Source organism: Denitrobacterium sp., from assembly GCF_056180635.1.
Map to the genome: position 1 here is coordinate 13,166 of NZ_JAZZJS010000069.1, position 21,664 is coordinate 34,829.

General features: G+C 61.5%; 17 protein-coding genes and 2 tRNA genes. 2 read left to right on the plus strand and 17 right to left on the minus strand.

The features are described from left to right. Nucleotides 1-4: 4 nt before the first annotated feature. The 5 genes from AC04P6_RS06120 to AC04P6_RS06140 all read right to left on the minus strand — a co-directional run bounded on the left by AC04P6_RS06120 (nt 5) and on the right by AC04P6_RS06140 (nt 4,438). Nucleotides 5-469: a universal stress protein gene (locus AC04P6_RS06120; protein WP_475565734.1), complete on the minus strand. Its 465-nt coding sequence runs from the start codon at nt 467-469 to the stop codon at nt 5-7. Between the two features lie 140 nt (nt 470-609). After that, nucleotides 610-1,098 carry a CarD family transcriptional regulator gene (locus AC04P6_RS06125; RefSeq protein WP_475565735.1) on the minus strand — a complete coding sequence of 163 codons (489 nt, stop codon included), beginning with the start codon at nt 1,096-1,098 and terminating at the stop codon, nt 610-612. Between the two features lie 205 nt (nt 1,099-1,303). After that, nucleotides 1,304-1,378: transfer RNA gene (locus tag AC04P6_RS06130), tRNA-Val, on the minus strand. Nucleotides 1,379-1,435: 57 nt separating this feature from the next. Beyond that, nucleotides 1,436-2,791 carry an MATE family efflux transporter gene (locus AC04P6_RS06135; RefSeq protein ID WP_475565736.1) on the minus strand — a complete coding sequence of 452 codons (1,356 nt, stop codon included), beginning with the start codon at nt 2,789-2,791 and terminating at the stop codon, nt 1,436-1,438. Nucleotides 2,792-2,854: 63 nt separating this feature from the next. Continuing rightward, a complete protein-coding gene (locus tag AC04P6_RS06140) occupies nt 2,855-4,438 on the minus strand; it encodes a L,D-transpeptidase family protein (protein WP_475565737.1) in 1,584 nt (527 codons plus the stop codon). A gap of 329 nt (nt 4,439-4,767) precedes the next feature. Between AC04P6_RS06140 and AC04P6_RS06145 the strand changes: the two genes are divergently transcribed. After that, a tRNA-Leu gene (locus tag AC04P6_RS06145) sits at nt 4,768-4,852 on the plus strand. 56 nt (nt 4,853-4,908) lie between these two features. On the opposite strand, the gene AC04P6_RS06150 is transcribed toward AC04P6_RS06145, so the two are convergent. The 3 genes from AC04P6_RS06150 to AC04P6_RS06160 all read right to left on the minus strand — a co-directional run bounded on the left by AC04P6_RS06150 (nt 4,909) and on the right by AC04P6_RS06160 (nt 9,622). Next, complete coding sequence (locus AC04P6_RS06150; protein ID WP_475565738.1) at nt 4,909-6,321, minus strand: helix-turn-helix transcriptional regulator; 1,413 nt, start codon at nt 6,319-6,321, stop codon at nt 4,909-4,911. Between the two features lie 181 nt (nt 6,322-6,502). Then, nucleotides 6,503-7,915: a uracil-xanthine permease family protein gene (locus tag AC04P6_RS06155; RefSeq protein WP_475565765.1), complete on the minus strand. Its 1,413-nt coding sequence runs from the start codon at nt 7,913-7,915 to the stop codon at nt 6,503-6,505. A 246-nt stretch (nt 7,916-8,161) separates the two neighbouring features. Further along, nucleotides 8,162-9,622 carry a solute carrier family 23 protein gene (locus tag AC04P6_RS06160; RefSeq protein ID WP_475565739.1) on the minus strand — a complete coding sequence of 487 codons (1,461 nt, stop codon included), beginning with the start codon at nt 9,620-9,622 and terminating at the stop codon, nt 8,162-8,164. A 299-nt stretch (nt 9,623-9,921) separates the two neighbouring features. On the opposite strand from AC04P6_RS06160, the gene AC04P6_RS06165 reads away from it, so the two are divergent. Then, complete coding sequence (locus AC04P6_RS06165; protein ID WP_475565740.1) at nt 9,922-11,070, plus strand: GGDEF domain-containing protein; 1,149 nt, start codon at nt 9,922-9,924, stop codon at nt 11,068-11,070. Between the two features lie 6 nt (nt 11,071-11,076). Here AC04P6_RS06165 and thrH read toward each other — a convergent pair whose 3' ends face one another. The 9 genes from thrH to AC04P6_RS06210 all read right to left on the minus strand — a co-directional run bounded on the left by thrH (nt 11,077) and on the right by AC04P6_RS06210 (nt 21,645). Then, the gene (gene thrH, locus AC04P6_RS06170; protein WP_475565741.1) at nt 11,077-11,685 is read right to left on the minus strand and encodes a bifunctional phosphoserine phosphatase/homoserine phosphotransferase ThrH; all 609 of its coding nucleotides are present in this window, start codon (nt 11,683-11,685) and stop codon (nt 11,077-11,079) included. 66 nt (nt 11,686-11,751) lie between these two features. Further along, entirely contained in the window at nt 11,752-14,088 is a 2,337-nt protein-coding gene (locus tag AC04P6_RS06175) for an acetyl-CoA carboxylase carboxyltransferase subunit alpha (RefSeq protein WP_475565742.1), read from the minus strand. Nucleotides 14,089-14,106: 18 nt separating this feature from the next. Beyond that, nucleotides 14,107-14,559 (minus strand): 3-hydroxyacyl-ACP dehydratase FabZ, encoded by a 453-nt coding sequence (fabZ, locus tag AC04P6_RS06180; RefSeq protein WP_475565743.1) that lies wholly within the window; start codon nt 14,557-14,559, stop codon nt 14,107-14,109. 30 nt (nt 14,560-14,589) lie between these two features. Further along, nucleotides 14,590-15,870: a beta-ketoacyl-ACP synthase II gene (gene fabF, locus AC04P6_RS06185; RefSeq protein WP_475565744.1), complete on the minus strand. Its 1,281-nt coding sequence runs from the start codon at nt 15,868-15,870 to the stop codon at nt 14,590-14,592. Next, nucleotides 15,867-16,631, minus strand: coding sequence for a 3-oxoacyl-[acyl-carrier-protein] reductase (gene fabG / locus AC04P6_RS06190; protein ID WP_475565745.1), 765 nt, complete (start codon nt 16,629-16,631; stop codon nt 15,867-15,869). The genes fabF and fabG overlap by 4 nt, the downstream gene beginning before the upstream one ends. A gap of 106 nt (nt 16,632-16,737) precedes the next feature. Then, complete coding sequence (locus tag AC04P6_RS06195; protein ID WP_475565746.1) at nt 16,738-17,676, minus strand: ACP S-malonyltransferase; 939 nt, start codon at nt 17,674-17,676, stop codon at nt 16,738-16,740. Nucleotides 17,677-17,690: 14 nt separating this feature from the next. Beyond that, nucleotides 17,691-18,653 (minus strand): nitronate monooxygenase, encoded by a 963-nt coding sequence (locus AC04P6_RS06200; RefSeq protein WP_475565747.1) that lies wholly within the window; start codon nt 18,651-18,653, stop codon nt 17,691-17,693. Nucleotides 18,654-18,660: 7 nt separating this feature from the next. Further along, a complete protein-coding gene (locus tag AC04P6_RS06205) occupies nt 18,661-18,882 on the minus strand; it encodes an acyl carrier protein (RefSeq protein ID WP_066664791.1) in 222 nt (73 codons plus the stop codon). Nucleotides 18,883-19,032: 150 nt separating this feature from the next. Further along, nucleotides 19,033-21,645: a heavy metal translocating P-type ATPase gene (locus AC04P6_RS06210; RefSeq protein ID WP_475565748.1), complete on the minus strand. Its 2,613-nt coding sequence runs from the start codon at nt 21,643-21,645 to the stop codon at nt 19,033-19,035. Between the last annotated feature and the right edge of the window lie 19 nt (nt 21,646-21,664).

The window sequence follows — 21,664 nt, forward strand, 5'->3', positions numbered from 1 at the left end:
GCAGCTATTTCACCACGAGAACGGGAACGTCCACCGAACGGAGCACGGCGTAGCTTACGCTACCCAGCGCGCCCCGAAGGGCACCCAGGCCACGGCAGCCCATGACCACCAAGTCGAACGCCCCGTTGTTCGCCAAATCGGCGATGGCGTCCTGCGGCTTACCCGAGCTGGTGCGATACACGATATTGCCCGCGTCGCCCGCAATGGGCGCAACCGCGCGAATGAGCGCATCGCGTTTCTTCTCGTAGAACTCGCGCTGCATTTCCAGCGTGGTTTCGGCATTGGGGCTCGTCATTCCGGCCATCTGCGCAGCCACGACGAACGTAGGATCGCTGAAGTCGGGCATGTCCACGACGGTGAGCACCGTTACGCGGGAATCGGGTTCGAGCTTGGCCAGCTCGAGAGCGGATTGCAGTGCGTGGCGAGCGTGTTCGGAATTATCGAACGGAACGAGGATTGAACGGTACATGATGCCCCCTAACCTCGGAGTTAAGATGCTTCCACTTTAGCACAAACAGGCCCTGCCACATGCGGAAAGCCCCATACGGTAAGCCCCGCATCTAACCGGGAAGTAGATGCGGGGCCGTTAGACCGATATGCGATTCTGGCTTAGGCTTCGGCGAAAACGTACTCGTCGACTTCTTCGGGCTCGATGCCCAGAACAACCGAAAACTCGTCGCGCACGCGCTCCTGCGCGGAACGAAGGATGCCATTGTCGCTCGACGTGGCTTTCTTCCCCGCCTCGAGGACCTTCTTCTTGTGAAGGTAGAAGCTACGGGCGAGCATGAGCAGTTCATATTCGGTTCCGTTTTCCAGAATTTCCTTCGCACGTTCCTTGCGGGCGTTGGCATCGGAAATCCAACAGGGCTCGGCATTGCGGGCGGCTTCGATGGATTCCCTTGCATCGGCTGCCGAGGGAATTGCGCGAATGCGATTCAGAAGGCGTTCGTTATTGGCGGGCACCATGAGCTTGGTATGCGACTTGTGGACGGGACGCAGAATGTAATACGTACCCATTTCCCGCTCTTCGATGGCATCGACCTTGCAGACGCCATTTGAACCGTACAAAACAACATCGTTGAGGGCAAAATTAATCATTTATATCATCTCCGCAAACTATTTTACCCTGCACCCTTTTCTATCCACGTTTTCCACATACGCTGGCAGATAATCCCCATCAACTGTTCAAATCTGTTTCCATGGCGCGCCATATGATGTGGAAAACCCCGCGGAGGCCACAAGAGGCCATTCACTTTCGGGTACAAAAAAGTCCGCATCGAATACGATGCGGACTTGCTATTCGTGGTGGGCGATGCAGGATTCGAACCTGCGACCTAATGCTTGTAAGGCATTTGCGCTCCCGCTGCGCCAATCGCCCGAATGCTGGGGTATTGTCCCACAAGCGATGCGGTTCATGCAAGCCAAATTAAACTTTTCACACGACCTCGTTTTCTTTTTCATCATGTAAACGCTTTTGCCTGAGCAGGCGTTCCCGCAAACGCTCATTCCCCACACGCACAAGGCATACGGCCAGAACGGCCAGCAGCGCATAGCAGCAAGGCGCCGATGCCCACGCGCCATCGAGCCCCCATGCAAGGGGGAGCAACACGGGCAACGCCACCATGAGGGCAATCTCGCCCACGATAAGCGCCATAGCGCCCCGTGCGTGCTCGACAGCGTAGAAGAACGACACGGCCACATGGGCGATAGCGTAGAACGGCAGGCAGAACGCGAAGATGGCAACGCCATGCGCGAACACCGCAGCACCCTCCGCGGAAGCACCGAAGAGCATGGCAATCTGCGCACGCGACGCATACAACCCCACCCAGCCCACGATGCCCACGAGCACGGCCAGAACGTAATTGATGTAGCGCAGGCGCTTCACGCTGCGCGCGTCGCCCGAACCATAGCAGAGGCTGATGATGGGCTGCGAGCCGTCGTGCACGCCCTGGATAACCCACTGCACCGCCACAACCGTATACGACATGATGGCGAACGATGCCTGAGCGGTCACCCCACCATACGTGACCGTCGCGATGTTCATCACAATCGTGGTGACTTCGGGCAGGAGGGTAAGCGCAGCCGGAGCGAAACCGATCTTGAACATGCGCCCCACCAGCGCGCGTTCGATGCCAAGGTCGCCCTTGGAAAGACGGCCGCTGCGCAGGAAGAAGACGATGAAGAAGACCGAAGCTACGGCCTGCGCCGAAACGGTAGCCAGAGCGGCGCCAACGAGCCCCCACCCCAGCAGCACGACGAGGACCCAGTCGCCGAAGACGTTGATGAGCCCGCCAACCATCTGCGCCACCATGGCGAACTTCACGTGCCCCATGTTGCGCACGAGCGGAACGCTTCCACCCTCGATCATCTGAAACACGGAGCCCCAGGCAATAACGGAAAGATATGCCTGGGCCTGCACCAGAACCTCGTCACGACCGCCAATGACCCATAGAAGGGGCTGGCCGCCCACGAGAAGCACGACCATGACGAGGGGAGTTACCGCCAGAAGAAGCGTGATGGCGCAGCCGATTGCGCGACGGGAGGCTTGCTCGTTGCCCTCGCCGGAACGAATGGAGGACACGACGGCACCGCCCATGCCAATCCCCGTGCCCAATGCCATGACAAGCGCCACGATGGGCCATGCAACGTTGATGCCCGCCAGCGCGACATCGCCCGCCATCTGCCCGACGAAAAAGCCGTCGACGATGCTGTACACGCCCGTGAGCACGAAAGCCAACGTGGACGGCACCACGTAGCTTACGTACGTTTTCAGCATGCGAACGTCAAGCATTACCCCTCCAAGCAACGAGGGCCGCAATGCGGCCCTCATCATACCCTCTTGTAGTGCGAATCGCTAGTCGTGGACGACTACGGCGTTACCCACGGCGATGAGGTCGTACAGGGACGCGGCATCACCCATAGCCAGGTTCACGCATCCATGCGAACCGTAGCCATCCTTGTAGCGCGTACCGCCGAACGCCGACTGCCAGGTGGCATCATGGAAGCCGCAACCGGAATACGTGAAGGGCATCCAATACGACACCTTCGTCTCGTATTCGGGCTGGCCCGTGGCAACCATAATGTCGCCCTTGAGCGTATAATTGCGCGCCTTGTTCAGCACGCGCCACACACCCGTGGGCGTGTTGTGCTTGCCGTCGGGCTTACCGGTGACGCAATCGGCTTCCCACACAAGCTCGCCCGCTTCGTTGTAGAAGCGCACGTGCTGCTCGGAAAGGCTGACGTCGGCATATGCGCCCCAGTCCTGCGTGCCCGCGCCGTTGTAGGTGTAGCCCTCGAGCGTGGTGGCAACGGTAAGCTGACCCACCAGGCCATTCACGATGGCATCTTCGACATCGGACACCATGGCGTCATCGTCGATGTTCCAGCCATACGTGCCGCCCGAAACGGTGAACGTCTGGCCGTCGGGGCGCGTGTAAGTGCGCTCGGTGCCAACGGTGTTCAAGCTGGAAGCAAGCTCTTCCACCCATTCGTGCATGGCATCTTCATCGAAGGTGACCGCAAGGTCGTCGCCAATGACGACCCACTGGGAAATCTCGTTCGCGCCAATGTTCGCGGCATGGATGGCCGTAGTGCCCAGAACGAGCTCGATATCGGCGGTAAGGTACCCATTCGCGGTTTGCGCGGCAGCGATGAGATCGGGGTTGTCGGAAAAGACGGTAGGCTTCACAAGCTGCTCGTCGTCGAGCGTGACCGTGGAAGACATGTCGAGCACGGCATCGTTGACCGCCTGGAGCACGGCATCGGAATCGAGCTTCGTTCCCACCTTTTCGGCGGCAACTTCGAACTGCTTCGTAGTGGAGGAGTACTGAACCGACGCGTTCTGGGGGTCGGTGGCGGTGGCGTTGAACGTTTCCACCTGCTGCCTCACGACATCGCCCAGACCGCTTTCGCTGTACTCGGAAGAGAGATTGGCGCTTTCATCGTGCGTGCGGAAGAACTCGATGGGCCACAGCCAGATGTTGTTATCGGCGATGGAGGCGTTCGCAACCGCGTCGCCATCGACCTCGAGGCCCGCCTGAGCGGAGGAAACGCTGAACGACAGACCGTCGCCCTTCACGGTGACGGAATAGCTGCTGCCGATGCTGGTGGCGACCTTCGCCGCTTCCTGCGTGGACTTCAGAGAGATATCCTGCGAACCGAGCGCCGTGTTGGGGAAGAAATGCCCCGAGAAGAACACCGCGCCGGCAATGTAGGCAACCACGAGAACGGCCGCGATGACGATGCCGATCTTCGCGGCAAGACGCTTGTTGAAGGGCTTCTTCTCTTTGGGCGCACTGATGCCAGCCGCCTTGAATGCGGACGCGAACGAATCCGGTTCAGCCTGATTAACAGCAGAGACCTGCTGAGTCTGGGTAGCTTCGGCCTGCTCCTGCGAAACAGCAGCGTGCTTGCCCATAGATTCCATTTTGCCTGACATCGCCCCTACCTAAGATAAATACCATTCGCAATTGTAGCAACATCGCCCATCTATGATGCCGCGCAAATGAACGGATGACCCCAATTCATCGAAATGCTACCGCTATCTACATATAGCTTAAGCGATTCTTAAAATTGAGACTTGAAATATAGCATTCCTCCCGAAAAACAACGCTCGCCCATGTTCGCAGAGACGCATGCGCACGTCAAACGCTTGAGCCCGTTTTACCGCGCAGCATGACAAGCACGCACCAGCACGTCGTGGAGCAATGGTGGGTCGGAGCCTGCGCTCTTGCGGGCATGCGCCGTTCGGGTATAATCGCATTCTGCGCCCGAGTGGCGGAATGGCAGACGCGGCGGTCTCAAAAACCGCTGTCCACAAGACATGCGGGTTCGAATCCCGCCTCGGGCACCATTCACATGAAAACAGCCTCCCATTGGGAGGCTGTTCTGCTTCTTGGGGCAAGGTGCCTAGACGGACTTCTCGGTAATCATGTCCATGACGTCCTGCTTGCTGTGAACGTCGAGCTTGCGGTAGATATGGCGCGCATGGCTGCGCACGGTGTTCTCGGAAATGACGAGCGTTTCGGCGATATAGCTCTTCGACCGCCCCTTGCATAGGAGCTTCAGCACTTCCACTTCCCTGCTCGTGAGCTTGTAGCGCGCGCCAAGGTGCTCGCAGCCTTCGTCGATGCTCGCGTACATGGAGCGACCGGTTTCGGGCATGTCGAGGTCGCGGAAGATCTGGCTCTCGATGAAATTGCGCTCGTTCAGCGAGAGAATGCCCGTTACCGTGAGCGCATACGACAGAAGCGCGACGACGAACACCACGTTGGACAGCTGCGCGAGCGCCCCGCCAGCAAGCCTGCCCAGCGCGAGGGGAAGCGCATAGCACACCCATGCGACGCCGAAAATGGTAAAGCGGTTCGCGGAGCTATGATGCGCCACGTCGGAAAGCATGCACCACAGCACGGCCACCAGAATGCCCTGAGCGACGCCCACGAGCACGAGCGCCCAGCCCGCAAGGTCGGTGTCGATGTTGGGCAGGAACAGCAGCGCCGTGGAAACGATGATCACAATGGCGCGCCAGGTATTGGTGAAATGCAGCTTCCCGCGATACGCGAAAACCCACCAGAGCACGGCGAGCGCCACGATGATGTCGATGGTGTGCTGCGCGAGCACCAACGGGAAGATGGGCTGCGAAGCAGACGTGGGCGCAACGGCGGGAGCCACGCCGATAACGAACGCGCAGACGATGACGCCCAGAAGAACCAGATGCGGGAACGACTGGCGGGCCGACCCGAAGTAGATGAGCGGAGCGTCCTTGGGAGGCATGTTCTTTGACGCCTGACGCACGAAATACGGAAGGAAGAGCGGAAGCGCCGCAAGAAGGACGTTCCCCGCCAAGAGGGGAAGCACGTCGAGCGTGAACTTCAGCACCGACGCCACGATCATCGAGGAGAAAACGCACGCCACGGCGGAACGCACATCGACCGCCGAGTAGAAGGGCACCCACGACAGGTACAAGAAAGCACCGGCAAGGCCGCCAAGCGCGAAGCCAGCCGTATCGGGCAAGATGGTGATGCCGAAATGCGGCAACGTGATAAGCGCAACGGAAAGGGTTGCCAGAATGGCGGCAGGCCAATGGAGAAGGCGCTCCACCGCATCATTCTTCACTATCTTGCGCAGGGCAACGAACAGGAGCATGCCCGCCGCAACCATGAGGAAGAGAACGGCGGCGTTGTCGGACGAAGAAGACTCCGTGGCACGACGATGGGCCATTTCATACACCCACGTCCAGGGAATGCAGAAGCCGATATATCCAAGCTTGAAATGCTCGAACACATAGGGCTTATTCGAATGACCCCGCTCTTCTGCCGTCACAGCGGTCCTCGTCTCTCTTCACGGCGACGCGCCACTGCACGTACCACTCTTAGCCTCGTTTCACTCATATGAATATAACCGAGCTGGAAAATAAATAGGGCGAAACGAGCGCAAGATACACAAACACCCCGCTCATCGCGCTAGCGACGAAGCGGGGTGCGACTCATTCAAAAAGAAGGGCCTATCGGGTCATATGCTCCGCGACGTTCTTCACTTCGTCGCGCGTGGGACCCTCGAGCGGAAGGTCGCCGGCAACGGCCGCGTCTTCGGCATGCCCCTGCACCTTCGTGCCGTCGATGCCATACACGGTTTCCTTGCCAGGAAGGATGATGTTCACCAGAATGCCCACGAGGGAGCCGATTGCCAAGCCGGAAAGCGAAATGACGATGGAGCCCGCGGGGATGATGATGGCGCCGTCGGCGCTGTAGGCAATGCCCACCGACAGCACGATGATGAGCGCCGTGACGATGACGTTACGGCTGAGCGTGAAGTCGACATGGGCCTCAACCAGGTTGCGAATGCCCACGGCGGAAATCATGCCGTACAGGATGAGCGAAATGCCGCCGATAACGCACGCAGGCATGACCTCGATAACCGCGGCGAACTTCGGGCAGAACGAGAAGATAACGGCGAACAGGGCAGCCAGGCGCACGACGCGAGGATCGAAGACCTTCGTGAGCGCCAGAACGCCGGTGTTCTCGCCGTACGTGGTGTTGGCGGGAGCGCCGAAGAGCGAAGCCAGGATGGTGGCCAAGCCGTCGCCCAGAAGCGTGCGATGCAGGCCAGGATTGGCGATGTAGTTGCGGTTGCACGTGGAGCTAATGGCCGAGATGTCGCCGATATGCTCGATCATCGTGGCGAACGCCAGGGGCATGATGGTGATGACGGCCGTGATTGCCAGGCCCGTGTCCATGCCATTGGTGAACAGCGAGAACACCGTGTTGTCGTAAAGCACGGGGAGGCCGAACCAGGAAGCCTCGGCAACGGGCGTGAAGTCGACTTCACCCAGGAAGGCAGCCACGATGTACGACACGATGACGGCCATCAGGATGGGAATGATGCGGACCATGCCACGGCCCCAGATGTTGCAGGCGATAACCACGACGATGGCGACGACGGCCACGATCCAGTTCGTGGAACAGTTCGCGATAGCGGAAGATGCCAGCGTGAGGCCGATGGAGATAACGATGGGGCCCGTTACTACCGGCGGGAAGAAGCGCATGACACGCGCGGCGCCAAACACCTTGAACAGACCGGAAAGAACCAGGTAGAGCAAGCCAGCGCATGCAACGCCCAGGCAGGCGTACGGCAGCAGCTCGGGCTCGCCGGCGGGCGCGATGGCCGCGTAGCCCGCGATGAAGGCGAACGAGGAGCCCAGGAACGCGGGCACCTTGCCGCGCGTGAGCAGGTGGAACAGGAGCGTGCCCAGGCCCGCGAACAGAAGCGTCGCAGATACCGAGAGGCCCGTGAGCGTGGGAACCAGGATAGTCGCGCCAAACATGGCGAACATATGCTGGAGGCCGAACACGGCCATCTTGGGCTTGCCAATGGTGCGAGCGTCGTAAACGGCGTCCTCGCTATCCTTCGTGCCCATCGTGGGGATTATCGTCTTGTCTTCCGTCACTGCGGTCCCTACCCTTCCTTGCAATTCGGAAATGCGCATAAACGGTTGCGACATTATCACAAAGGCGGATATCGTCATATGCGCGAAACGAGCAATTCACGTTGACAACAACGCAAAGGCGGTAAACGCGCGTGCCGCATATGAAAAACCTCCCGCGCGGAACGCATTCGGCAGTTCCACACGGGAGGTCCCCTGCGACATTACAGCGCCACGCCCCTACTCGCGGGCACTGGGCTCTTCCTGCATTTCGCCCGCCTGGAAGCGGCGCCGCCGTTCTTCCAGCGCGGCAATCTGACGCGCCGTCTCCTCGTCTTCGATGCGCTGCTTCTCCTTGTTCTTGCGGAAGTCGTCGCGAATCTTCGAGTTGCTGGCCAGGAGCAGATACAGGCCGATGCCGGCCACGAGCCCCACGCCACCGCCGCGCGCCAGGATGAAGCCGGCCATCATGCCGGCAACGCCCTGGTCGAGCTTGTCGTTCGCCAAATCGAAGCAGATCTGCGTGCAGACGAAGCCCTGAATGCAGAGCACTACCACGAGCATTGCGCCGGCGGCAGCTGCCGCAGCCTCGTACAGCGGATAGATGAACAGGCCGATTACCGTGAAGATGAGGTTCGTGCCCGAGCCGTCGTAGATGCTGTCCATGCCCTGGCGGCCGGAAACCTTATAACGCTGGTACGTGGCAACGCAGTACGGAGCAGACAGCGGGCCGGCAAGTGCCGGGTACGGCGCGAAGAGCGCGAGGATGAGATTGCGGATACCGCAGATGACGTTGGTGCGGTTCGTATCGAACTCGATGTACTCGTCTTCGCGCTGCGCCTGCATGCCCAGCTGCTGCACGGTGATGAAGTCGCCATAGGCGATAACCCACGCGATGAGCGCGATAGGCAGGCTGGAAATCCAGATGGCAGGCTGAGCCCAACCGATGAAGAACGGGGAAACCGCCACGAACAGGGCACCGAAATCGGGGACCTTGAAGATCTGCCCGCTGAAGTTGTAATTGAACTCGCCGGAAATGCCGCCCGCGACGAACATCACGAGAACGGCCCACAGGAAGCTGTAGTTGCCAAGTACCTGAAGCACACGGTGCTTTTCCATGCGACTGCGGATGCGCTGGCTGAACATTAGCACGAACACGACGATGAGGCCGGCCATGCAGCCCACGGTTACGGTGTCGACCGCGCCACCCTGCTGAAGGCGCGCGTACACGGCGTTCACGCCGGCGCCCAGCACGATGCCGGCCTTAACGCCCGGGGGCACGAGCGTGTTGAGCTTCTTCGATAGGCCCGTTAAGCCAAGGAATATGAACATCGCCGCCAATTCCAGCTGAACCGCGGTAAGCGCCTGCAATCGCACGACGCCCGGGTCGAAGCCCTCCAGGTACACGATGACGATTGCCATGGCAGGCGTAATCCATCCGCAGATGGAGGGTTCGCCCAAGAACCAGTTGAGCGTGTACATCATGGTCTCGAACACGACGAGCGCCCATGCCACTTCGGGGTCGAGCCCCAGCGTGGTGATGAGCACGGCGAGCGCGCCATAGCTCGTGCATGCGTTCATGAGGCCTGTGACGATTTCGGGAGGGGAAATCTTGAAGTGAATGAATGGCAAGCGTATGCGCAGCAGCCCGCACGGAATGTAAGGCTGGACGCCACCGTAAGAACGCTTCATGAAAGCCATGTATGCTCCCTCCTCGAAGGACGCCGGACTCCCCTTTTCCGGCGATGCGCAGCATGAACCGAGCAGAAGCCCCTGTTTCATACAGCAATCCATGACATACGCATATGTATGTGCGTAAAAATGTACCAGTCTTTACCCTATTAGTCGCTGGTCAATTTATTACATTTATCCGCGCATTGCCCGAGCGAACATTGATTTGGGCAATGTGGCAAAGCGATGGTAAGGAACACGAGCCATAGCGCCTGTAGTATAGTGACGTATATGGCATTCTTGCGACACCATTAGGGGGAACGCAGCGCATGACGCTCGACGAATTCAACCATTACGGGTATTCACAGCGCGTGTTCCGCGAATCCCTCCGCGACGTCTCCATCAACAACTTCAACGCCGGATACCACCTGAACACCTGGTTCCTGGCCATCATGACCATTCTGACGTTCTGCTCGGGCGTTGGTCTGTTCGACGGCGCCTTCTTCCCCGCCTACGTCGTCTTCACCGTGCTCGCCGCCGCAACCGAGCACGCATCGCTGCAGCTGAAGCGCCGCGACCTCGACGCAAGCGACGAACGAGACGACCGCCTCATCCGCGCGCTATCCCACGCCATCATGACGGAGCTCCTGGCATTCGGCGTGGTGGCCAGCGCCATCGACCCGTCGATGGTAGCCACGAGCTTCCTGGTCATCATGGTCATCGTGGGAATCGTGTTCATGGAAACCATGGCGATGATGGCCCTGCGCCTCATCCTGGCGGGCGGATTGCTCCTCGTATTCTCATTTGCCTCGAAAGACCCAGCGCTTTCGGCAGGCGACACCACCAACGTCGTCATCTTCCTCGTGGGCGCGCTCATCCTGCACTTCATGTTCCAGCGCGAGAAGATGGAGCGCTTCATCACGGCGCGCATGTTCGAGCAAAGCCGCCGGCAGCTGAAGGTGCAGTCGACATTCGACCCCCTTACGGGTCTGCTGAACCGCACGGCCTTCTTCGACCTGGCCGACAGCATGCTTGCGGGCGAACGTAGCAAGCCCGTTGCCTTCCTGGTCATCGACCTCGATCGATTCAAGCTCGTGAACGATAGCTTCGGGCACAAGCGCGGCGACGCGACGCTCACGGCCGTTGGCCGCGCGATTCGCGAGGAAGTGAACATGAACCCCGAGTCGTGGGACTTCATGCAGCGCACGTTGGAAGACGGCAGCGACTTCGCAGCGCGCCTGGGCGGCGACGAGTTCATCGTGGCAGCGCGCAACGTGGAAAACGAAAACGCTGCGCGAGAAATCGCGCAGCGCATCGTGGACCGTATTCGCCTTATTTGCGTCGACCGGGAAACGGCCTCCTTCGCCAGCGCATCGGTGGGCGTGGCGGTTGCCAACACCATTCGCCCCTTCGACGCCGACGAGCTCTATCAGATTGCCGACTTGCGCCTCTACGACGACAAGCGCTGCGTGCGCTAAACGCGCTTACGCAAGTTCTTCCCTGATGGCAGCTAGAAGCTCGTCGTAGGTTTCCAGCGCGGGAACCTCGGGGTGGGCTTCCTTGATGCTCTCGGGCGCGCGGAACAGCCAACCGGCCTTGCTCGCCTGGATCATGCCCAGGTCGTTGTAGCTATCGCCGCTCGCGAGCGTTTCGAAGCCACAGCTCTGCAGGGCGCGCACGGTGGTGCGCTTGGAATCCTGCACGCGCATGATGTGACCGCACAGCATGCCATTCTCGTCGACCTCCAGCGTGTTGCAGAACAGCGTGGGCCAGCCGAGCTTGCGCATAAGCGGGCGCGCGAACTGGTCGAACGTGTCGCTCACGATGATGACCTGCGCGAAGGAGCGCAGTTCGTCGAGGAATTCGGCAGCGCCGGGAAGCGGGTCCATTGCGCCGATGGTCTGCTGGATGTCGGCAAGGCCCAGCCCCGCCTCGCGCAGGATGTCGATGCGATAGGCCATGAGCTTATCGTAATCGGGCTCGTCGCGCGTGGTCTTCATGAGCGCGGGAATGTTGCGCGCCTGCGCGAACTCCTGCCAGATTTCGGGAACGAGTACGCCTTCCAAATCGAGGCATACGACATGCATGGCCATGGGGAATTCCTTTCGGTCGTAAAAAAGTACAGGCGCCATGCTACTACGAACATGACGCCTGGAATTCTAGAATTTCGCGAAACGCTCCTGGCGCTGCGCCACGAGCTCGTCGGGAGTAAGATCCGCGAGGTCGTTCAAGCTGCGCTTCAGGTAATGACGCAGCTCACGAGCAGCCTGCTCGGGATTCTCGTGAGCGGGCGCGTCGCCTTCGGCGAGCACGGCATCGATGATGCCCATCTCATGCACCTGATTGGCATTCATGCGCATGACGGCAGCCGCTTCGGCGGCGCGGGAGCGGTCCTTCCACAGAATGGACGCGAAGCCTTCGGGCGAAAGCACCGAATACACCGCATGCTCCTGCATGGCCACGCGATTCGAAACGGCAAGCGCCAACGCGCCGCCGGAACCGCCCTCGCCCAGGAGCACGCTCACCACGGGAACGCGCAACCCGGCCATGGCCTGCAGGTTCTCGGCGATGGCATTGCCCTGCCCACGCTCTTCCGCCTCGGCGCCGCAGAAGGCGCCCTGCGTGTCGACCAGGCAGATGATGGGACGCCCGAACTTTTCGGCCTGGCGCATGAGACGCAGGCTCTTGCGATAGCCCTCCGGCTGCGGGCAGCCGAAGTTGCGCGCGATGCGCTGCTTCAAGTCCTCGCCCTTTTCCTCGGCGATAACGGTAACCACCTGGCCACCCAGCCAGCCGATGCCGCCCACGATGGCGCCATCGTCGCCGAACGCGCGGTCGCCATGCAACTCGATGAAGCCGTCGATCATCTTGCGGATGTAGTAGATGGCCGTGGGACGATGCGTGTTCCTGGCAAGCTGCACGCTCTTCCAGGCCTCGTTCGGCTCCTCGCTCGACTGGCTCGTGTCGGATACGGGACGCGGCTCCTTGTACAGGGGCACGCCATCGGAAAACGCCACGGCGTCGCGCGAACCAAGCGCCTCCTGAAGCTCGGGGATGCCCAGCTTCTTGCGCAGCGCATCGAAGAAGCCAGGTTCGGGCTCTTCGAGCTCGGTTACGGGCACGCGGCCGTACGTAACGTGGTTATACGAGTTGCGGCCCGTCTCGATTGCCTCCTTCACGCTGCCATACGTAAGGATGGCCGTGGGCGTGCCCGGCTCCACCGAGCTGGTGGTGGCACGATGCATGGCCAGCAGGTGCGCCAGCGTGCGGCGCAGCTCCTCGCGCGGAACGATGGCGTCAATCAAGCCGTGCTCCAGGGCGAATTCCGCCGTCTGGAAGCCCTTCGGGAGCTCCTGGCGAATCGTATCCTGAATGACGCGCTTGCCGGCGAAGCCGATAAGCGCATGCGGTTCGGCGATGATGATGTCGCCCTGCGTGGCAAACGACGCGGTAACGCCGCCCGTGGTGGGGTCGGTAATGATGGAAATGTAGAGCAGGCCCGCGCGGGAATGGCGCTCCACCGCGCAGCTGACCTTCGCCATCTGCATGAGGGACACAAGGCCCTCCTGCATGCGCGCACCACCGCTCGCGCAGAAGATGATGACGGGCAAGCCCTCTTCCGTGGCGCGGTCGAACAGCTTCGACACCTTATCGCCCACAACCGAGCCCATGGAGCCCATGAAGAAGCCTGCCTCCATCACGCCCAACGCGCACGGCAGGCCCGCGATGCGGCCACGACCCGTGCGAACGGCTTCATCGAGGCCCGTCTTCTCGCGCTGCTTCTGCAGCTTGTCCTGATACCCGGGAAAATCGAGTGGGTCGGTTTCCGTGCAGGTGGCGTTCCACTCCTCGAAGCTGTCCATATCCAGCAGGTCGTTGATGCGCTGCGTGGAGGACAGGCGGTAGTAGGTGCCACACGCCGGGCAGGTGTAGTAGCTCTTCGCCAGCGAGGACTCGGCGAACGTGAGCTTGCAATTGCGGCACGTGCACCAATGCTCTTCCTCTACGGAATCGCGGTCGGTTTCGCAGAGCTTCCAACCCAGAAGGTTGGCGGCAACGTCGTCGGTGGCATACACGCTAATGCCATGGCATTTCGCGCGAGCGAGGAACGAGTCGACCGTCGCCAGGGGCAGCGCCTCTTCGCACAGCAGGATGACCTGAGCCTCCGCCTCCAGGGCGGCGCCAAGCACCGCATAGGCGTTCGAGAAGAGCTCATCGGAATAGCGTTCGCCCAGGCACACGCGCTTCTCGGCGAAGCGCAGATAGGAAGCCGCCTTGTGGTCTTCGGTGTATACGGCGCACGGCTGCATGCCCGCAGACGCGACATCCTGAAGGACCGTGCGCGCATCCTTGCCATGCGTCATGACCAGCGCAACGGGAATCGTCGCAGGCGCTTCCTCGGTGATGCGGTCGAGCCGATACAGTACCTTTGCGGCATCAGCCGTTTCGCTCTGGTTCGCTACGGGCGTTCGCCCATAGGTATAGTAGTTCTCCATGTAAACCCCCTCCGCGCGTTACGCCTGCTGAGCAGTGGCGAGCACGTATTTCTGCGTCGCCTGCGCGCACACTTCGCCATCGACCGTGGCCACGACTTCGGCGACCACCATGCGGGAGCCAGCCTTCACGATCGTGCCTTCCAGACGAACCGTCTCGCCGGGCAGAACCTGGCGGCGGAACTTCGCCTTATCGATGCCCGTGAGGAACCCTACCGTGCCCTCGATGCCACGACCTGCGAGAACGCAGAACGACGCAGCCTGGGCGAGCGCCTCCATGAGGATGACGCCGGGCAGGACGGGATGCGTGGGGAAATGCCCCTTGAAGATCTCGAGCTCGGAATCGACGTCGAGCTCGGCGACGACATGCTCGCACGGCGCGCACTCCAGCACGCGCGTGACCCATACGAAGGGCTCGCGGTGCGGAAGCACGCTCTTCACGACAGACGCATCTGCGGGAAAGGTAATATCCATCTTGTACACACTCCTTTGCGCGGTACGCGCTTATGCCTTGTAAGGCGAAATGGCCAGGGCGGCGTTATGTCCGCCGAAGCCCAGGGACGTCGTAAGGGCGACCTTCTGCTCGTAGCCCTCCATGGGCTGGGAAACGACGTTTACGGGACATTCCGGGTCGGCCTGCTCGAAGCCGGACGTGGGAGGAACCGCGTCGCGCATCACGGAGAGCGCGCACACGATGGCCTCGATGGCGCCCGCAGCGCCCAGCGTATGGCCGATGCAGCCCTTCACGCTGGTTACCGGCACCTTCTTGCCCTCTTCTTCGCCGCACAACGCGAGAAGCGCTGCCGATTCGGTGCTGTCGTTGGCAGCGGTGCCCGTGCCATGGGCATTCAAATGGCCCAGGTCAGAAGGCGTGAAGCCTCCCTCTTCCAGGGCCATGCGCATGGCGCGCGTGATGCCCTCGGCGCTGGGATCGGGGGCGGTCATATGATAGGCATCGCCCGTGGAGCCGTAGCCCGTGACCTCGGCCAAGATGGCGGCGCCACGCGCAATGGCATGCTCGAACGATTCCAGAACCACGGCACCTGCGCCTTCGCCCGCCACGAAGCCGCCCCTGCGGGCGTCGAACGGAAGAGACGCCTTCGTGGGGTCTTCTTCCTTGGTAAGGGCGCCCAGGTTGCTGAAGCCCGCGATGCAAATAGGGCTGATGGCCTCTTCGGCGCCACCAGCCAGGGCGGCGTCGACATAGCCATGGCGGATGTCGCGCACGGCGGTACCGATGGAATGGGCACCCGTGGCGCATGCCGTCACGATGTCGAGGCACTCGCCCTTCATGCCGTAGCGAATGGCGAGGTTGCCCGCAGCGATATTGCTGATCATGGTGGGCACGAACAGCGGGCTCACGCGCTTGGCACCCTTGTTCTCGAGGTCGTGGAAGCCCTTCTGCAGCTCGTCGATGCCACCGATGCCCGAACCGAAGATGACGGCGACGCGGGAAGCGTCCTCCTCTTCCATCTTCAGGCCGCTCTGGGCAAGGGCCTCGTCGCTCGCCACGATGGCGTACTGCACGAAGCGCTCGAAACGACGCGCCTCCTTCTTGCTCAGGCCATGTTCGGTGCCGTCGAAGTTGCGCACTTCGCCCGCGTTATGAACCTGGAATTCCTCGGTATCGAAGCGCTCGATGGGCGCGATGCAGCACGAACGCTGCATGAGCGCACCCCACAGGACGTCGACGCCGATGCCCGCAGGCGAAACGGCGCCCATGCCCGTGATGGCTACGCGGTGGGTGCCGTCGGGGCGACGGGTTGCGGTGTTCAGTTCGCTCATTCGGAAAGACCTCCGTCCACGCATACCACCTGGCCGGTGATATAGCTCGATTCTTCTTCGGCCAGGAAGGCGACGAGATGCGCCACGTCTTCGGGCTGGCCCAGGCGACCACAGCCAATGCGGTCGATGATTGCCGTGCGCTGCTTTTCGGTGAGCGCATCGGTCATGGGCGTCTCGACGAAACCGGGGGCGACGGCGTTAACCGTTACGCCACGGCCAGCGAGTTCCTTCGCCAGCGACTTGGTAAGGCCGATGATGCCCGCTTTGGAAGCCGCATAATTAGCCTGGCCAGCGTTGCCGTATACGCCAACGACGCTGGAAAGGCTGATGATGCGGCCATAACGCTGCTTGGTCATGGCGCGGGAAACCGCCTTGCAGCAGTTGAAGGAGCCCTTGAGGTTAACGGCGATGACGCTGTCGAAATCCTCTTCCTTCATGCGCATGATAAGGCCGTCGCGCGTGATGCCGGCATTGTTCACCAGCACGTCGACGCGGCCGAATTCGGAAAGGACCGTATCGACCATCTGCTTGGCCTCGTCCATCTTGGATACGTCGGCCACGGCAACGATGGCGCGCACGCCGAAATCGCGTTCGATTTCAGACGCAACCGCGTTCGCGCTTTCCAGGGAGGACTCGCTGGGGCAATTCACGCAGACGTTATACCCCCTCGATGCGAATTCCAGGGCAATTGCGCGGCCAATGCCGCGACCCGAACCCGTGACGATAGCCGAACGGGTGATGGGCGTTTCCTGTTCTTGCATTGCTACTCCTTCATATCGACGTTCGCCTTAGCGCACGCGGGCGCGGCGAACGCTCTGGATGCTTCCAGAAATCCGAGCGCCGGATGAAACCGGCGCCCGTCTGTGTTTAAGCTCGACTCTCGATAAGGGATTCGAAGCTCGCCTTATCTTGCACGCACACGTGGGTAAGCGATGGATCGATGCGCTTCACCAGGTTATTCAGGACGCCGCCAAAGCCGACTTCCACGAAATCGGTGGCGCCGGCGGAAGCAAGCGCCTGCACGCTCTGCATGAATCGCACGGGATGCGTGAGATGCGCCGCCAGATGAGCGGGAGCCTCGGCAGCGGAAAGGGGCTGCGCATCCGTGTTGCAGATGAGCGGAACGCGGGGCTCGTCGAAGTCGACCGTTTCCAGGTACGCTGCGAACTCGGTTGCCGCCTGCTGCATGAGCGGGCTGTGGAAAGCGCCCGACGTAGCCAGGCGACGGGCCTTGTAGCCACGTTCCTTCCATGCGGCCTCGGCACGGTCGACGGCGTCGACTTCGCCCGAAACAACAATCTGAGCTGCGCTGTTATAGTTCGCGGGAACAAGCACCTGGCCCTGGGCGCACTGAGCGCACACCTCTTCGACCTCTTCGGGCTTACCCTTCATGAACGCGCTCATCACGCCGGCGCTTTCGGCGGCAGCCTTCGCCATGAGCCCGGAACGCACCGACAGAAGGCGGAACGTGTCTTCCACGGAAAGCATGCCGGAAATGGCCAGGGCGCTGATCTGCCCGAGCGAGAAGCCCAGAACGGCCTGGGGGCGAATGCCGCGGGCGACAAGCGCCGCCGCAACGCCGATGGACAGCGTCGCGATGGCGGCCTGGGCATTACGCGTCTCGTTGAGCTCTTCGGCAGTGGCCTGCGTGCACAGGTTGCGAACGTCGAGGCCCAGCACATCGCCCGCGCAGTCGAACACTTCGGCCACTTCGGGGATGTCGATGATGTCGGCGCCCATGCCAGGCTTCTGGGAACCCTGGCCAGAGCACATGAACACGCGTGCGTTTGCTTCGTTCAATTCCATACGATCACGCCCCACTACAGCGCGCGCTCGGCGCTTTTCGCGGCGCGTGCCTCGAGGGAAAGACCGCAGATGGCTTCGGCTTGGCTCACCATTTCCTGCAACACGGACGCAGCCGTTTCGCGCTTGTTGACAATGGAGGCAATCTGACCAGCCATGACGGTGCCATTTTCAACATCGCCCTCCACGGCGCGGCGCAGGCTGCCCACGTACATGGCCTCGAGCTCGGCGCCCTTCGTCGGGTCGGTTTCGAGCTTGCGCGCGGTACGTGCGAACTTGTTCTTCAGGCAACGCACCGGATGACCCGAGCCACGACCGGTGACGATGGTGTCGGCATCCTTCGCGCCCAGAATCTTTTCCTTGTACGCGTCGGAAACCGTGCACTCCTCTACCGTGAGGAAGCGTGTACCGCACTGAACGCCTTCGGCGCCCAGCGCGAATGCAGCCGCGAGACCGCGGCCATCGGCAATGCCGCCAGCGCCGATAACGGGAATGCTAACAGCTTCGCATACCGAGGGAATAAGAGCCATGGTCGTGAGCTCGCCCACATGACCGCCCGATTCGGTGCCTTCCGCCACAACGGCGTCGGCGCCCAGGCGCTCCATGCGGCGGGCCAGAGCAGCACTCGCCACGACGGGGATGACCTTGATGCCGGCTTCCTTCCACATTTCCATGTAGTTGGCCGGACTGCCAGCGCCCGTAGTGATGACGTCGATCTTGAGGTCGACCAGAAGCTTGGCCAGATCGGCAGCCTGAGGATCCATGAGCATGACGTTGGCGCCGATGGGAGCGCTGGTCTTGGCACGTGCGGCCTCGACCTGCTCTTCCACCCACGAAAGCGGGGCACCACCGCAGGCGATGATGCCCAGTCCGCCAGCCTCGCTCACGGCAGACGCAAGGCTCGCATCGGCGATGCGAGCCATAGCGCCCTGAATGATGGGCACGCGAATGCCCAGTAGTTCAGTTACGCGAGTATTCATGCGCGCCTTATTTCAGAGAGTCGATGTATTCCACCATGGCGCCGATGGTATCGAGGCCTTCGGGCTCGCCGAACTCGATGTCGAGCTTCTCTTCGATGTCGCAGGTCATTTCAACCATGTCGAGGGAGTCGATGCCCAGAGATTCCAGGGTGGACTCCGGAGTAACCGTTTCGGGGTCGATGTCGAGGTTGTCGGAGAGCACTTCTTTGATGACGTCGATGGTAGCCATGAACATCTTCCTTTCGCTTGGAATCTAATTCCTTAGACAATCTAACTATTCAGATATGGTAAGGATACCACCTGGAGAACGCAACCGTCTCCACAGTATTCGCGCGCCAACGAGGGCGCGCGAACCAAGCAGCTAAGTTGTGGTGGCAAGCTAGGCGACGGTCGCCTCGTAACCCGCTTCCACGATGGCGGCCACGAGCACATCGTCGGCCACATCGGCAGATAGATGAACCACGGCGCTCTTCGCATCCAGGTCGACATCGGCGGAGGTTACGCCCTCGACGCCCTCCAGGGCCTTGGTCACGTGGGCGACGCAGTGCTGGCACATCATGCCCTCGACGTTGAACTTCTTTTCCATGACGGTCTCCTTTGCGCTATCGGCATGTTCCACCGGCGCGCCCTCGGCGCCGGACGATTCCAGTTCCTCTTCCCCATCTGCGACCGCGGCAACCGTGGACGCAGCGAGCGAAGGCTTCCACGAGCGCATGCGCAACGCGTTGCCAACCACGAACACCGACGAGAAGCCCATGGCCGCGGCACCGATCATCGGGTTGATGGTAAGGCCGGCCCACGCGAAGAAGCCCGCCGCGATGGGAATGCAAATGACATTGTAGATAAACGCCCAGAACAGGTTCTGGCGAATGGTGCGCAACGTGCGGCGCGAAAGCTCGACGGCGGAAACGACATCGGCCAAGTCGCTGCGCATGAGCACGACGTCTGCGCTGTCGATGGCGATATCGGTACCGTTGCCGATGGCGATGCCCACGTCGGCTCGGGCAAGCGCGGGAGCGTCGTTCACGCCATCGCCCACCATGATCACGCGCCCGGCCTGGGAGAGACGCGAAACCTCACGCTCCTTGTCGGCAGGAAGCACGCCCGCGATCACGCGGCCCACGCCCGCCTGGCGCTGAATGGCAGCGGCAGTGCGCTCGTTGTCGCCCGTGAGCATAATGGTCTCGATGCCCAATCCGCCCAGCGCCTCGATAGCGCGAGCGCTCGTGGGCTTGATGCGGTCGGCAACCGCGATAACGCCGGCCAACTTGCCGTCGCAACCGAAATAGAGCGGCGTCGCGCCTTCGTCGGCATACGCGTAGGCCAGCTCCTCGACCTCGCTAACCGAGATGCCACGCTCGCCCATGAGCGACGCATTGCCAGCGCAAACCGTATGCCCGTCGACGAGCGCAGCCACTCCCCCGCCGGGAATCTGCTCGAACTCGACGGCGATGGGCGAAGACGCCTCATGCTCGGATGCATACGCAACGATGGCGCGCGCGAAAGGATGCTCGCTCTTCGCCTCGAGCGCTGCGGCAAAGGAGACGAGCTCATGCTCGCCCAGGCCAACGGGATACACGTCGACAACGGAAGGCGCGCCGGCCGTGATGGTGCCCGTCTTGTCGAACACCACGGTATGGGCATTGCCAGCCGCCTCGAGCGCTTCGGCCGACTTGATGAGGATGCCGCTGCGCGCGCCGCGGCCCGTTCCCACCATGATTGCCGTAGGCGTGGCCAGGCCCAACGCGCACGGGCACGAAATGACGAGCACGCTGATGGCGTAGTTCAGGGCCTGCGACAAATCGGCGCCCAGCACCATCCAAAGCGCGAACACGGCCAGGGCAAACGCAATGACCACCGGCACGAAGACGCCGGCGATCTTGTCGGCCGTCTTCTGGATGGGGGCCTTCGAGCTCGTGGCATCGTCGACCAGGGCGATGATGCCCGCAAGCACCGTATCGTCGCCCGTCTTGGTTACGCGCATGGTGAAATAGCCCGCCGTATTCATGGTGGCGCCCGTCACCACATCGCCGGGAGCCTTCTCCACGGGCACGCTTTCACCGGTAAGAGCCGATTCGTCTACCGAAGCCGCGCCTTCGAGCAGCACGCCGTCGAGGGGAATGGCCTCGCCCGTGCGCACCACGAGCACGTCGCCCACGGAGACCTGCTCCACGGGGAGCTCCACCTCAACGCCATCGCGGGAAACGCGCGCCGTTTTGGGAGCGAGGTCGATGAGCTTCGAGATAGCATCGGTGGTACGCCCCTTCGCACGGGCCTCGAAGTACTTGCCCACCGTGATGAGCGTGAGAATCATGCCCGCGGAATCGAAGTACAGCGAAGAAAACGCCCCGTGCATGGCCTCCATGTCGCCCGCGCCCATCGCATACGCCATCAGGTACATGTTCGCGATGCTGTACCCCATGGACGCAGTCGCGCCAATGGCAATGAGGGCATCCATATTGGGCGACAGGTGGAAGAGGCTCTTGAAACCCCCACGGAAGAAATCGGCACCGGCTACCACGATGGGAATCGAGAGCAGCAGCTCGGTAAGCGCGACGATGAACATGTTCTCGTCGCCCATGAAGATCATGGGAAGCGGCCATTCGAGCATATGGCCCATGGCCAGATAGAACAGGGGAACGCAGAAAATCGCCGAGACGATAAGCCTCATGCGCATATGGCGCTCGCGACTAGCAGCGAGCTCTTCCTGGCGCTCATGGGCGAAACGCGCGGCGCTCTTGCCGCCGCCTTGCTGCTCAACGGGCTCGCGTAGAATCGCCCCGTAGCCCGCTTTCGACACTTGAGCCGCGATTTCGTCATCAATCGAGCTCACCTGCTCGGGCGTGACGTCGGAGGCGTATTCCACCTCCATGCTGTTCTTCAGAAGGTTGACGGCGCAATCGGCCACGCCGGGAACTGCGCGCGTCGCTTTGTCGACGCGCGACGAGCATGCCGCACACGACATCCCCGTCACATCGAAGGTATGTTTCACGTTCGTACTCCGTTCTGCA

Excerpts from the sequence above, each read along its gene's own strand:
- AC04P6_RS06120 (WP_475565734.1), bottom strand. The coding sequence starts at position 469 with ATGTACCGTTCAATCCTCGTTCCGTTCGATAATTCCGAACACGCTCGC.
- AC04P6_RS06125 (WP_475565735.1), bottom strand. The coding sequence starts at position 1,098 with ATGATTAATTTTGCCCTCAACGATGTTGTTTTGTACGGTTCAAATGGC.
- AC04P6_RS06135 (WP_475565736.1), bottom strand. The coding sequence starts at position 2,791 with ATGCTTGACGTTCGCATGCTGAAAACGTACGTAAGCTACGTGGTGCCG.
- AC04P6_RS06140 (WP_475565737.1), bottom strand. The coding sequence starts at position 4,438 with ATGTCAGGCAAAATGGAATCTATGGGCAAGCACGCTGCTGTTTCGCAG.
- AC04P6_RS06155 (WP_475565765.1), bottom strand. The coding sequence starts at position 7,915 with ATGGGCACGAAGGATAGCGAGGACGCCGTTTACGACGCTCGCACCATT.
- AC04P6_RS06160 (WP_475565739.1), bottom strand. The coding sequence starts at position 9,622 with ATGGCTTTCATGAAGCGTTCTTACGGTGGCGTCCAGCCTTACATTCCG.
- AC04P6_RS06165 (WP_475565740.1), top strand. The coding sequence starts at position 9,922 with ATGACGCTCGACGAATTCAACCATTACGGGTATTCACAGCGCGTGTTC.
- thrH (WP_475565741.1), bottom strand. The coding sequence starts at position 11,685 with ATGGCCATGCATGTCGTATGCCTCGATTTGGAAGGCGTACTCGTTCCC.
- AC04P6_RS06175 (WP_475565742.1), bottom strand. The coding sequence starts at position 14,088 with ATGGAGAACTACTATACCTATGGGCGAACGCCCGTAGCGAACCAGAGC.
- fabZ (WP_475565743.1), bottom strand. The coding sequence starts at position 14,559 with ATGGATATTACCTTTCCCGCAGATGCGTCTGTCGTGAAGAGCGTGCTT.
- fabF (WP_475565744.1), bottom strand. The coding sequence starts at position 15,870 with ATGAGCGAACTGAACACCGCAACCCGTCGCCCCGACGGCACCCACCGC.
- fabG (WP_475565745.1), bottom strand. The coding sequence starts at position 16,631 with ATGCAAGAACAGGAAACGCCCATCACCCGTTCGGCTATCGTCACGGGT.
- AC04P6_RS06195 (WP_475565746.1), bottom strand. The coding sequence starts at position 17,676 with ATGGAATTGAACGAAGCAAACGCACGCGTGTTCATGTGCTCTGGCCAG.
- AC04P6_RS06200 (WP_475565747.1), bottom strand. The coding sequence starts at position 18,653 with ATGAATACTCGCGTAACTGAACTACTGGGCATTCGCGTGCCCATCATT.
- AC04P6_RS06205 (WP_066664791.1), bottom strand. The coding sequence starts at position 18,882 with ATGGCTACCATCGACGTCATCAAAGAAGTGCTCTCCGACAACCTCGAC.